The following is a 12,534-nucleotide window of genomic DNA, read 5'->3' on the forward strand; positions in this document are numbered from 1 at the left end:
ATAGGCGCGCGCCGAACGCCAGGGATGTCAGGACCGCAATGAGTGCGTTTCGCCAGAGTGTGGAAGCCATGATCCCGGCGTTGCGCCGCTACGCCCGCGCGCTCACACGCGATGCGGATGCGGCCGACGATCTGGTCCAGGATACGTTGGTACGCGCGCTGCGTTCGGAGCGGCTGTTTCTCGGAGGCGACGTCAGGAGCTGGCTCTATACGATCCTGACCAACCTCAACAAGAACCGGCGGCGCTCGCTGGCAAGGCGACCGCAATTCATGCCGCTGACGGATAACAACCCCGATGCCAGCGGGACCGAGGCCGAAGGACGCGACATCGAGAAGGCACTGGCTACTCTCGTCGAGGAGCAGCGTTCGGTGCTGCTGCTGGTGATGCTGGAAGGCATGAGCTACCGCGAGGTTGCCGACATCCAGGGCGTGCCGATCGGCACCGTGATGTCGCGCCTGGCGCGCGCAAGAGCCCACGTCAAAGCCTCGCTGGAGGGCGAGCGTACGGCGCTCAGGCGGGTGAAATGATGGCCGGGTCGATGCATCGAACGATCTCCGCCCGCAGCCGGATAGTGAGCTGCGCGAAGCTAACTCGCAGAAGGCATTTTGGGCCGCAGAGCCAGAGACGACCGATATGAACGACCGCAAGATTCCAGTAACCGAGGACGAACTGCACGCCTATGTCGACGGCGAGTTGCCGGCCGAGCGACGCGCCGACGTCGAGGCCTTTCTTGCCGCCCACCCCGAGGACGCCGAGCGGGTGCAGTCCTGGCGGACCATGGCCGAGATGCTGCACGCGCGTTACGATTCGATTGCCCATGAACGGGTGCCCGCACGGCTCGAGCTCGAGAGGCTGGAGCGCCGCCCGCGGCAATGGTTTTATGGCGCCGCCGCGGCCGTGCTGGTCGCCTTCGTCGCCGGCGGCACCGCCGGCTGGGTGGCGCATGGCGCCGCCAACGCGCCCTCGACCTTCCGGAGCTTTACGGCGGACGCACTCGACGCCCACCGCCTCTATGTCGTCGAGGTCCGCCACCCCGTTGAGGTCGGCGGCAACGAGCGCGATCACTTGCAGGCCTGGCTGACCCGGCGCTGCGGCTGGACCGTGTTCGCGCCGAACCTGGAGGCGAGCGGGCTGAAGCTGGTCGGCGGCCGGCTTCTGCCGGGACCGAACGGTCCGGCGTCGTTCCTGATGTACGAGGGCGCCTCGGGCGAACGGTACACCATCTACAGCGCCAAGACCGAGAATGGTGCAACGCAAATGCGCTACGCCAAGACGGACAAGGACGGCGCGTTGTTCTGGTCCGAGCGCGGCGTCGGCTACGTCGTCAGCGGCAGCAGCGATCGCGAGCGGCTGACCAAGGTGGCGCAGGCCGTCTACGACCAAGCAGAGAAAAACGGCACCTAGACAACCGCGCAAGGCCAGTGCCCAGATTCCGTCATCGAAAATTTGGAATCAGGACATCGACACGTCTCATTATCGCACCGGGTGCTCACGCGATTATGAGTGGCGTTCGATCCGCCGATCGACGCGGGCGGCCTCGATTGGGGTTTTTGGTACCGCGCTGGTCCCCCTCTCGAGGCCGCACCTTTTTATCGGCTGCCCCGCCGGACAGCCGACACGTCGAGACCATGAAGCGCTACCACGCCTCAGGCGTATGATGGGCATCATCTCCAGGACGATGCCGTGGTCCTTTAGGAGAACCCCTTCAGTTCGCTCTCGCCCTAAAGCGCGATGGCTCGCGCTTTAGCTCTTTGTTTGCGCATGATCTTTCCGGAAAACCGCTCCACACTTTTCCGGACATGCTTTAGCCGACACCGCTACGTGGATTGTAGGGGTGTTGGTCCCGCCACTTCTCCATCAATGCTTCAAGCTCGGCGTCGTTCCCGTCCGGTAGCATAATCCTGATGATGACGAAGAGATCCCCAGTTCCGCCGGCTTTCGGCAGGCCCTTGCCCTTGAGGCGGAAGGTCCGGCCGCTGGACGTGTTCTTGGGGACCGAGAGCTCCACGGCATTGCCGAGGGTCGGCACGCGGACCTTGCCGCCGAGCACCGCCTCGTAGAGCGTGACCGGCAGGTCGATCCTGAGGTCTGCGCCCTCGACCTTGAAGAACGGGTGCGGTGCAATGTTGATGGTGATCAGGAGATCGCCGGGCGGATGGCCCTGCGCACTTTCTCCCTGCCCCCGCAGCCTGATTTGCTGGCCCTCGGTGACCCCGGCCGGAATCTTGACGTTGAGCTCCTTGCCAGTCGGCAGCCGCACACGCTTCTCGCCGCCCTTGACCGCCTCTTCCAGCGAGACGCTCATGGCGACGTTGACGTCGAGATCGAGCCCGATGCCGCCAGTGTCGAACTCGAACTGGGCGCCGCCGCCGGCTCCGGGCCGTGCGCCGCGCATCCCGCCGCCGAACATGCTGTTGAGGATGTCCTCGAACGCACCGCCGCCCGGGCCGCCCGCACCGCCGCTTCGGAACGTATAGCTTTCGAACCCGCCAGGGCCCGCGCGGCCGCGAGGACCGCCGCCGCCCGGAAAACCCTGGAAGCGCGGCTTGCCCTCGGCGTCGATCTCGCCCCGGTCAAACTGCTTGCGCTTGTCCTCGTCGCCGAGGATCTCGTTGGCCGAGTTGATCTCGGCGAAGCGTTCGGCAGCCTTCGGATCACCCTTGTTGCTGTCAGGATGGTGCTTCTTGGCCAGCTTGCGATAGGCGCTTTTGATCGCGGCAGCGCTGGCGCTCCGCGGCACCCCCAAGACCTCATAGGGGTCGCGCATTCGTCACGTCTCCTTCAAGAAATCGAATTGTTCAAAGGGCTCCCCGCCCCACCTGCGGGTGATGTGGGAAGAGAGTGGCATTTTTGCAACTAGGAACGCGAGCTGAAGCTCTATCTTTGGAGCATGGTCTGATCGGAAAACCGGTTCCCACGTTTCCGGATCATGCTCAGCTCCGCCACGGCTTTAGCGTATGAATCTCCCAACGGCCACGACCGCTTTGGCAGCCGGCGCCCTGGAGCCAGCTTTCGGTATTGCCGTTGACGTAGCTCGCCAGGAAGTCGCGGCATTTGCGCCCGTCCTCGGCGGCATAGGACTGGGCGATGGGCGTCACCGAGCCGCGCGCCCCTGTCTCCGGATTCTCCCAATGCTGGCTGGAATCCTTGTCGCCCTTGCTGAGGACGTCAGAGGCGGCGTTGCGGGTGAAGGCGAGATCGGTCTCGGTCGGGGGAGCGTCCTTCGCCGGCCGCGCGATCGAGCCGGTGAGGTCGCTGTCCTCGGCCTTGGCATAGGCGCTGCCGTCGTTGCGGGAAAAGCTGCAGCCGCCGGCACCAAGCCCGATCAGAATCATCGTCATGACGAAGCCGGACGGCCGGATCGCCGATAGGCCAACGCGTCCCCATGCCCTATATAGGGCGGTAGCGGACAACAACGCGTTTTGGGCCGCGGGACGCAACTCGGACTCCGGACATGACCGACACGACCTCGATGAAACACCAGACACCCTTAACATCCGGTGATTTCACCGCCGCCGACGAGCCATTTGCGTTGTTCGAGGCCTGGCTGAACGAAGCGGTCAAGAGCGAGCCGAACGATCCGAACGCCATGGCGCTCGCAACGGTCGATCCCGACGGGCTGCCTAATGTGCGCATGGTGCTGATGAAGGGCTTCGATACCGAGGGTTTCGTCTTCTACAGCCACATCGCCAGCCAGAAGGGCCGCGAACTCGCCGCAAATCCTAAGGCAGCGTTACTTTTTCACTGGAAGTCGTTGCGCCGTCAGGTGCGCATCCGCGGCAACGTGACGCCGGTGACCGACGCGGAGGCCGACGCCTATTTCGCGACGCGACCGAAGCAGGCCCAGATCGGCGCCTGGGCGAGCAAGCAATCGCAAGAGCTGGAGAGCCGCTTCGCGTTCGAGCAGGCCATCGCCAAGGTCGCGGCCAAATACGTCATCGGCGAAGTGCCGCGGCCGCCGGGCTGGAGCGGCTGGCGCATCACGCCGGTGCGGATCGAGTTCTGGCACGACCGCCCGTTCCGCCTGCACGACCGCATTGAATTTCGCCGTGACGCGGCCGGCCAACCGTGGTCCAAGACGCGAATGTATCCGTAAGCTTTGGGCCGACCTGAAAGATGTCCATGCCGCATTCGTCCAATGCGCCGCGCCGTACGCTGCTCCTGACCGGAGCCAGCCGCGGCATCGGCCACGCCACCGTGATCCGTTTCTCCTCGGCGGGCTGGCGCGTCATCACCTGCTCGCGGCATCCTTTCCCGGAGGACTGCCCCTGGGACGCAGGGCCGGAGGACCACATCCAGGTCGACCTCGGCGATCCCAAGGACACCGCGCGCGCGATCTCGGAGATCCGCAACCGGCTCGAGGGCGGCACGCTGCATGCGCTGGTCAACAACGCCGCGATCTCGCCGAAGGGCGCCGGCGGCTCGCGGTTGGGCTCGGTCGACACCGACCTCGATACCTGGACCCACGTCTTCCATGTCAACTTTTTCGCGCCGATCATGATGGCGCGGGGGCTGATTGAGGAATTGAAGGCCGCCAAGGGGTCGGTCGTGAACGTCACCTCGATCGCGGGCTCGCGCGTGCACCCCTTCGCAGGCGCGGCCTACGCCACCTCGAAGGCCGCGCTCGCAGCGCTGACACGCGAGATGGCCTCCGACTTCGGCCGCATCGGCGTCCGCGTCAACGCGATCGCCCCGGGCGAGATCGACACCTCGATCCTGTCGCCGGGCACCGAGAAGATCGTCGAGCAGCAGATCCCGATGCACCGCCTCGGCACGCCCGACGAAGTGGCAAAGATCATCTACGTGCTGTGCACGGACACCAGCTCCTACGTCAACGGCGCCGAGATCCACATCAACGGCGGCCAGCACGTGTAGGCGGGCACTGTCATTGCGAGCGAAAGCGAAGCAATCCAGACTGCCTCCGCAAAGACAGTCTGGATTGCTTCGTCGCGGAGCCTGTCATCCGGCCCGCCGGAGGCGGGACCGGGTGGCTCCTCGCAATGACGGAAGTGGAAATGGCCGCTCAGGGAAGCAAGGCGATCCAGACAACGCCGCCGCAAGACCTGGATCGCCCTTACCTTCCGTTCCTCAATCGAGTCGAATCCGACGTGAGCGCTCGCGCGGCCGCGGAGCGGCCGTGCTGAATGCAGTCGAGCAGTCGTCGTCGTTCTCACCATCGAGCAGCGGAGCACCACAGTGCCGGCACATGCGTGCCGACATCGACGGCGCCTTGCCGCTCGCCAGAACCTGACGGTAGTTCGCCAGATCGATGACGTTGCGGGGCGACGTTATGTGTTTCTCAACCATGGCTGTTCCTCGCGGCTACGCCCTGCTTATCGCAGACAAGTTTCGCGCAAACGTTCAGCCCACCGCTCAAATTTTACCGGAGGAATTGCGGCATGACACACGCGTCACCGCGTCGCCGCAATCCCGATCGATTCTGCGACACGATTCATCGTGTCTATGCGAGCGGCGTAAGGTCTCGGTAGGTATCTTTGCTCGCGCACGATCCTACAGCCACTTCTTCCACTTGAAGATCCAGTAGGGGACGATGGCGGCGATCAGCATCATCACCAGCGCCATCGGGTAACCGTGCACCCATTCGAGTTCCGGCATCACCTTGAAGTTCATGCCGTAGATCGAGGCGATCAGGGTCGGCGGCATCAGGACAACGGCCATGACCGAAAACAGCTTGATGATGTTGTTCTGCTCGAGATTGACGACGCCGAGCATGGCGTCGAGCACGAAGGTGATCTTGCTGGAGAGATAGGAGGCGTGATCGGTCAGCGAGGCGACGTCGCGCTGCATGGTCTTGAGCTGCTCGCGCATGTCCTTCGACCACTTCACGCCCTCGACCACGGCGGACAGGAACGTCACGACGCGGCCGATCGACACCAGGCTCTCGCGAACCTTCGAGGTCAAGTCGCCCTTGCGGCCGATCGAGATCAGGATCTGGGAATATCGCTTGGCGTGGCCGTGGCGCTCGCTCTCCGGCTCGAATATCTCGTGGGAGACCTGGTCGATCTCGGCGCCGCAGCGCTCCAGAATGTCGGCGCAGCGGTCGATCACGGCGTCCAGGAGCTCCATCAGCACCATCTCGCCGGTGATCGAGGGCGTGCAGGAGCGGGCGAGCTTGGCCTCGACCAGCGCAAAGGGCTTGGGCAGGTCGTAGCGGACCGTCACCAGGCGGTGGTCGCCGAGGATGAAGGTCACCGCCGTGGTCCGGGGCATGTCGGTATCGGAGTGGCACATCAGCGTCGCGGTCATGTAGCGCGCGCCGTTCTCCATATAGAGGCGACTGGAGATCTCGATCTCCTGCATGTCTTCCCGGGTCGGGATGGCGATGCCCGCCAGCCGCTCGACCGCCTTGTCCTCGGCAGCCGAGGGGTTGACGAGGTCGATCCAGACTGCGTTCTCCGGCAGCGCTGTGAGATCCTCGACAACCGCCTTCTTGAGGGAGGTCTCGGAGGGAACGAACACCGAAAACATCAAAAACTCCAGAGATCCTGCGACAGAACGACAGCCCTTAGCGCGATTCTGACAGGTTCACGATGACAACAACATTAACGGAGCGTTTGCATCTGCGGCGGCCCTAGGGCTCAACTGTGGCGCCGGAGGAACAGTCTGGCGCGTCTTACCAAAAAAACCCGCACGACACCCCCAAATTTGCGGCAGAAAAGCCACAGGCGCGGTCTTACAGCCCTGGAAACCGGCTTCGGCGCTGGAATTGTGGCAGATTTCAACCATAATGGGCTTAACGGAGTCGAGGAACTTGGGCGCTACGCTCAGGTCCCTTCCGCACGGTATTGTTTTGATTGGAACCAAACCATGTCGTCGCTGAAAATTATGTTTGGGATTTTGGCCGCTGGCCTGATGCTGTCGGGCTGCATGCAGGCCACGACGCGTTACGAGGCGACGGACACCAAGGCGTTCAAGCCCAAGGACAAAGAACTCCTTGCCAAGGTGAAATACGAGAATACCGCGGTCGCAGAACCGTTCCGCCGCGCCATTGTCGAATTCCACCGCAAGGAAGCGCCGGGCTCGATCGTGGTCGATTCCGACAACCATTACCTCTATTACGTGCTGGAGGGCGGCAAAGCGATCCGCTACGGCATCACTGTCGGCGAAGAGGCCATGGCCTGGTCGGGCATCGCCAAGGTGGCCAGCAAGACCGAGTGGCCGGCCTGGCACCCCACCCCCGGCGAAATCTCGCGCCTCGGCGTGCCGACCTATGTCGCACCCGGACCGGACAATCCGATGGGCTCCCGCGCGCTGTACCTCCATTCTGGGGGCAAGGACACGCTGTTCCGCATCCACGGCACCAACCAGCCGGAATATATCGGCGCCTCGATCTCGTCAGGCTGCATCCGCCTGACCAACGAGGACGCGATCGATCTCTATGATCGCGTCAAGCTCGGCACCCTCGTCGTGGTGCTCGAGCCCAAGCACGGCGATTCGCCCTACAAGCCGCGCCTCGCGCTCCAGGGTGGTTCCAGCTCACCCTACTAAGCAGGCCTTGCCCGAGGCTTTTCAAAGGCGCCGGTTTCACCGGCGCTTTTTTGTTGCCGGCTGGTGCGATCGGGCTTTGTTGCCATCCGCCGCCGGCTTGTCCGTAGGTGCAGCAGGCTTTTCCGTCTCACCGCCGTCGGCGCCCTCCTTTGCCTCGGGCTTGGCCGCGACCTCGCGCGGCGGTGCCTCCTCGGGACGCTCCGCCGGCAGCAGCGGTGCGACCTGAGGCAGCGGATCCCACACGTTCCACTGGCAAATCCGGTAATCGTTGCGCCGTTGCACGAGATCGAGATGGATGTGGTCCTCGTGGTACCAGTCCGAGCCCGGGCCGAGCACGGTGGAAAAGCGAGTGCAGACCGAGTGCAGCACGCGCTCGCGCACCTCGCGCGAGGTGGTGCGGTCGGTCAGGCCGATCGACTGCCCATTGGCGAGCTTGATGCCGCGGATGTCGATGGCATTGGCCTTGCCATGCTCGGACAGCATCGCGCCGGCCACGCGGTTGCGGCCGCGGCACTCGAAGCTGTCGAAATTGTCGAGCTCGCTGACGGCGGAGCCGAGGCTGGTCGCCAGCGGCGTCATGTCCTTGCGCACCCAATCGGCGAGCGCGGACGCCATGGTGCAGCGGAGGATCGCCGCCGGCTTGACCGTCACCTTGCGCTTGTCCGGCAGCACGATGGCCTCCAGCCGCACCAGATCCTCGCCGCCGCAGGCACCGGGACCGCGGATATCCGGAATGGACGGCGCGATCGCGATCTCCTCGGTCAGCGCCAGCCGGCAGGCCGAGGCCTGCTTCTCGGGCGGCGGCGCGGCCTCGGCGGGCTTGTCCGCACCTGGCTTGTCGGGGGACGGCTTGCCGTCTGCCTGCGCCGCCCCCTCATCCGACGCTTTGGGGGCCTCCTCGGGACGCGGTTTCGGCAGCGGAATCCTGGCGGCGCGAACGGTTGCGCGGGGCTTCGGTGCTCCAAGGTTGAAGATATCGAGCGGCGCATGATATTTCCGCGCCTCTGCCCTTTCGGCGATCAGCAACAGCCCCGCCGCAGCGGTAACCATTGCCGCCCCGGCGGACATATAGCCGCGACAAGACCATTTGCGACGAAAGTCCGGCAGGCTAAAACTCATGGCAATTCTTTGGCCCAACGCTGAGAGCGATAACGCGCCCAGCGACTTCTCGGAGGAACGTCGGAATGCTTGGTTTGATGCAAGATTGGCCCCTGCTCTGCCACCGGATCATCGAACACGCCGCCAGGATTCATGGCAAGCAGGAGGTGGTCACACGCTCGGTCGAGGGACCGATCCATCGCACCAACTACGCCGAGATCCACAAGCGCGCGCTCAAGGTCTCGCAGATGCTGGAGCGCGACGGCATCAAGCTCGGCGATCGCGTCGCAACGATCGCCTGGAACACCTGGCGCCATCTGGAGGTCTGGTACGGCATCATGGGGATCGGCGCCATCTGCCATACCGTCAATCCCCGCCTTTTCCCCGAACAGATCGCCTGGATCATCAATCATGCGCAGGATCGCGTCGTGATGACCGATCTCACCTTCATTCCGATCCTGGAGAAGATCGCGGACAAGTTGCCCAGCGTGGAGCGCTACATCGTGCTCACCGACAAGGCTCACATGCCGGAGACCACGCTGAAGAACGCGGTCGCCTACGAGGACTGGATTGCGCAGGCCGACGGCAAATTCAAATGGAAGGACTTTGACGAGAACACGGCGGCGGCGATGTGCTACACCTCCGGCACGACCGGCGATCCCAAGGGTGTGCTGTATTCGCATCGCTCCAACGTGCTGCACGCGCTGATGGCCAACAACGTCGACGCGCTCGGCACCAGTGCGTCCGAGACAATGCTGCCGGTGGTTCCGCTGTTCCATGCCAACAGCTGGGGCATCGCCTTCTCCGCGCCCTCGCAGGGCACCAAGCTGGTGATGCCGGGCGCCAAGCTCGACGGCGCCTCGGTCTACGAACTGCTCTCGACCGAGAAGGTGACGCACACCGCCGGCGTGCCGACGGTGTGGCTGATGCTGCTCCAGCACATGACGGCCAACAATCTCAAACTGCCGGATCTGAAGATGGTGATCTGCGGCGGCTCGGCGATGCCGCGCTCGATGATCAAGGCCTTCCTCGACATGGGTTCGAACGTCCGCCACGCCTGGGGCATGACCGAGATGAGCCCGATCGGAACCGTCGCGGCGCTGAAGCCGCCGTTCCAGAATGCGACCGGCGATGCCAGGCTCGACGTGCTGCAGATGCAGGGTTATGCGCCGTTCGCCGTGCAGATGAAGATCACCGACGATGCCGGCAAGGAGCTGCCCTGGGACGGCAAGACCTTTGGCCGCCTCAAGGTCTCCGGGCCCGCCGTCGCCAAGGCCTATTACCGTGTCGATAGCAACATCCTCGACGAGGACGGCTTCTTCGACACCGGCGACGTCTCGACCATCGACGAGGACGGCTATATGCGGATCACCGACCGCTCCAAGGATGTGATCAAGTCCGGCGGCGAGTGGATCTCCTCGATCGACCTCGAAAACCTCGCGGTGGGCCACCCCGCCGTGGCGGAAGCCGCCGTGATCGGCGTGTTCCACCCGAAATGGGACGAGCGGCCGCTGCTGATCGTGCAGCTCAAGCAGGGCCAGCAGGCCACGCGCGAGGACATCCTGAAGTTCATGGAGGGCAAGATCGCCAAATGGTGGATGCCCGACGACGTCGCTTTCGTCGACGGCATTCCGCACACCGCCACCGGCAAGATCCTGAAGACGGCGCTGCGCGACCAGTTTAAGGATTACCGGTTCCCGAACGCGGCGGCGTGACGGGCTAGGTGCGCTCCTCCTTGGAGGGGCGTCCGCGTCCGACTTGTTGAAGCCTCCACGACGTCATGGCCGGGCTTGTCCCGGCCATCCACGCCTTGCCCCGCGGTGCGGAGAACGTGGATGCCCGGGACAAGCCCGAGCATCACGGCTTGGGCGTAGTCGGAACTCTTGAATTTGCTCCCGCGCCGTGGTCTCAACGGCGCATCGTCGCGCCAGATCGGCCGGCATCGCCAACCCCGGCAGAGCTCACCCGATGGCCCGCAGGTTTTCCGCTCCCTACCAGTCGGAGCCCGTGTCCAGCCTCGCGAGCTGGGCGCGCAATCTGGCCGTGTTCGCGGTTCTGGCGGTGGTGGTGTCGATCATCGTCGTCCGTTTCGATTTCCTGGAGCCCAAGCCGGCGCTGGCGACGTTCATCGGCGGGCTCGCGATCGCCGGCCTCTCGATCCTGTTCGGGCTCGCCGGCTTTGCCGCAATCTGGCAGAACGGCTCGCGCGGCATGGCGCGCATCCTGCTCGCCTTCCTGATCGACGGGGCGATCCTCGCCTATCCCGCCTATCTGGCCTTTCAATATCGCAAGCTGCCGTCGATCTACGACATCACCACCAATCCGATTGATCCGCCGCGCTTCGATGCGCTGGCGCGCCTGCGCACCGGCGAGGGCACCAACACCGCGGTCTATGCCGGCCTCTATTCGGCGGAGCAGCAGCGCCATTTCTATCCCGAGATCGAGCCCGTCGAGCTCGAGATCTCGGCCGACCGCGCCTATGCGATCGCGCTTCAGCTCGTCCACAAGCGCAAATGGATCGTGATCGACGAGCGCGCACCGCAGCCGCCGCGCCGCATCGGCCGCATCGAGGCGGTGGCGCGCACGCCGATCATGGGTTTCCGCGAGGACGTTTCGATCAGGGTCGTGCCGGATGGCGATGATTCCCGCGTCGATATCCGCTCTGCGTCGCGCAATTTCGACAGCGATCTCGGCAGCAATGCCGCACGCGTCAAGGCGTTCATCGACGACCTCAACACCGCCGCCGATGCCGATGCACTCAAGCCGGTGAAGAAGACGCCGGTGACGCCGCCCAAGGCGCCGGCGAAGACGGTGAAGAAGTGACTTGGCGAATGGGGAGTAGCGAATAGCGAATGGAGCCGCCCATTCGCTATTCCCCATTCGCTATTCGCCCCCTAGGCCATCCGATAGGTCCCGCCGATCACGGGATCGCCATCCGTCGCCACCACGCCGCGGGCGACCAGATCTTCCAAATGCGCCAGCACGGAATAGCCGGCAGCTGTCGTCAGGCGCGGATCGATACCGATATAGATCGCGCGGACCATGGTCGGGATGTCGGTCTCGCCCTTGGCGAGGCGGTGCAGGATCGAGGCCTCGCGTGCCTTGCGGTGGCGGATCAGGAAGCGCACGAAGCGCTGGCCCTCGGGGATCTCGGGGCCATGGCCCGAGAAATAGAGATCCTCCTCGCGGGTGGCGAGCCGGTCGAGCGAATCCATGTAGTCGATCATCGAGCCGTCCGGCGGCGCCACGATCGAGGTCGACCAGCCCATCACGTGATCGCCGACGAAGTTGAACTTCCGCTCCGGCCAGGCGAATGCCAGATGGTTGGCCGTGTGGCCGGGCGTCGCGACGGCTTCGAGCCGCCAGCCGTCACCTTCCACGACGTCGCCGTGCGCGAGATTGACGTCCGGGGCAAAATCGCGGTCGGCGCCGGATTCCGGATTGTGCTTCTCGCTCTCGAATCGCGGCCGCGAGGCGCGATGCGGGCCTTCGGCATAGACCGGCGCAGCCGTCGCCTGCTTGATCCGCGCGGTGTTCGGCGAATGGTCGCGATGGGTGTGGGTGACTAAGATGTGCGTCACGGTCTCGCCGCGCACGGCATCGAGCAGCGCCGCCGCATGCGCCGCATCGTCTGGACCGGGATCGATGATCGCGACATTGCCCTTGCCGACGATGTAGCTGACCGTGCCCGTGAAGGTGAACGGGCTCGGATTGTTGCAGAGCACGCGCCGCACGCCGGGGCGGACCTCCTCGACGATGCCGGGCTTCAGCGGAAAGTTGCGGTTGAACGGGACGTCGTCGTTGTCGGACATGGGACTTCCTGTGCCACACTCTCTGCCGTCATACCCCGCGAAGGCGGGGTATCCAGTACGCCGCAGCGCCAGTGACAAAAGCGAAGTCTCTGGGATACTGGATCGCCCGCCTGCG

At 64.5% G+C, this 12,534-nt stretch carries 13 protein-coding genes; 7 read left to right on the forward strand and 6 right to left on the reverse strand.

The features are described 5' to 3' along the window. Positions 1-38 precede the first annotated feature (38 nt). Both XF30_RS29540 and XF30_RS29545 read left to right on the forward strand, forming a co-directional pair. A complete protein-coding gene (locus XF30_RS29540; RefSeq protein ID WP_036004059.1) occupies positions 39-527 on the forward strand; it encodes an RNA polymerase sigma factor in 489 nt (162 codons plus the stop codon). Positions 528-633: 106 nt separating this feature from the next. Beyond that, complete coding sequence (locus XF30_RS29545; RefSeq protein WP_036004055.1) at positions 634-1,404, forward strand: anti-sigma factor family protein; 771 nt, start codon at positions 634-636, stop codon at positions 1,402-1,404. A 400-nt stretch (positions 1,405-1,804) separates the two neighbouring features. Here XF30_RS29545 and XF30_RS29550 read toward each other — a convergent pair whose 3' ends face one another. After that, the gene (locus XF30_RS29550) at positions 1,805-2,767 is read right to left on the reverse strand and encodes a DnaJ C-terminal domain-containing protein (RefSeq protein WP_057026860.1); all 963 of its coding nucleotides are present in this window, start codon (positions 2,765-2,767) and stop codon (positions 1,805-1,807) included. A 166-nt stretch (positions 2,768-2,933) separates the two neighbouring features. Then, complete coding sequence (locus tag XF30_RS29555) at positions 2,934-3,341, reverse strand: RT0821/Lpp0805 family surface protein (RefSeq protein WP_036004044.1); 408 nt, start codon at positions 3,339-3,341, stop codon at positions 2,934-2,936. 113 nt (positions 3,342-3,454) lie between these two features. Here XF30_RS29555 and pdxH point away from each other — a divergent pair, with 113 nt between their 5' ends. Beyond that, positions 3,455-4,096 (forward strand): pyridoxamine 5'-phosphate oxidase, encoded by a 642-nt coding sequence (pdxH, locus tag XF30_RS29560; protein WP_109144625.1) that lies wholly within the window; start codon positions 3,455-3,457, stop codon positions 4,094-4,096. 26 nt (positions 4,097-4,122) lie between these two features. Further along, on the forward strand, positions 4,123-4,875 hold the full coding sequence (locus tag XF30_RS29565; RefSeq protein WP_036004050.1) for an SDR family NAD(P)-dependent oxidoreductase: 753 nt from the start codon (positions 4,123-4,125) through the stop codon (positions 4,873-4,875). Positions 4,876-5,088: 213 nt separating this feature from the next. On the opposite strand, the gene XF30_RS29570 is transcribed toward XF30_RS29565, so the two are convergent. Both XF30_RS29570 and XF30_RS29575 read right to left on the reverse strand, forming a co-directional pair. Continuing rightward, entirely contained in the window at positions 5,089-5,307 is a 219-nt protein-coding gene (locus XF30_RS29570) for a hypothetical protein (RefSeq protein WP_035696491.1), read from the reverse strand. Positions 5,308-5,511: 204 nt separating this feature from the next. Further along, positions 5,512-6,489 (reverse strand): magnesium transporter CorA family protein, encoded by a 978-nt coding sequence (locus tag XF30_RS29575; protein WP_109144626.1) that lies wholly within the window; start codon positions 6,487-6,489, stop codon positions 5,512-5,514. Positions 6,490-6,828: 339 nt separating this feature from the next. On the opposite strand from XF30_RS29575, the gene XF30_RS29580 reads away from it, so the two are divergent. Beyond that, complete coding sequence (locus XF30_RS29580; protein ID WP_036031037.1) at positions 6,829-7,509, forward strand: L,D-transpeptidase; 681 nt, start codon at positions 6,829-6,831, stop codon at positions 7,507-7,509. 36 nt (positions 7,510-7,545) lie between these two features. Here the strand turns inward: XF30_RS29580 and XF30_RS29585 are convergent, their stop codons facing one another. Then, a complete protein-coding gene (locus tag XF30_RS29585; RefSeq protein ID WP_109144627.1) occupies positions 7,546-8,628 on the reverse strand; it encodes an extensin family protein in 1,083 nt (360 codons plus the stop codon). A 65-nt stretch (positions 8,629-8,693) separates the two neighbouring features. Between XF30_RS29585 and XF30_RS29590 the strand changes: the two genes are divergently transcribed. Further along, on the forward strand, positions 8,694-10,322 hold the full coding sequence (locus XF30_RS29590; protein WP_036004029.1) for a fatty-acid--CoA ligase: 1,629 nt from the start codon (positions 8,694-8,696) through the stop codon (positions 10,320-10,322). A gap of 253 nt (positions 10,323-10,575) precedes the next feature. After that, positions 10,576-11,430 (forward strand): DUF1499 domain-containing protein, encoded by an 855-nt coding sequence (locus XF30_RS29595; protein ID WP_057026863.1) that lies wholly within the window; start codon positions 10,576-10,578, stop codon positions 11,428-11,430. Positions 11,431-11,501: 71 nt separating this feature from the next. Here the strand turns inward: XF30_RS29595 and XF30_RS29600 are convergent, their stop codons facing one another. Next, positions 11,502-12,419, reverse strand: coding sequence for an MBL fold metallo-hydrolase (locus XF30_RS29600; RefSeq protein ID WP_109144628.1), 918 nt, complete (start codon positions 12,417-12,419; stop codon positions 11,502-11,504). Positions 12,420-12,534: the final 115 nt, after the last annotated feature.

This window comes from Bradyrhizobium sp. SUTN9-2 (genome assembly GCF_003122645.1).
Taxonomy (GTDB): domain Bacteria; phylum Pseudomonadota; class Alphaproteobacteria; order Rhizobiales; family Xanthobacteraceae; genus Bradyrhizobium; species Bradyrhizobium yuanmingense.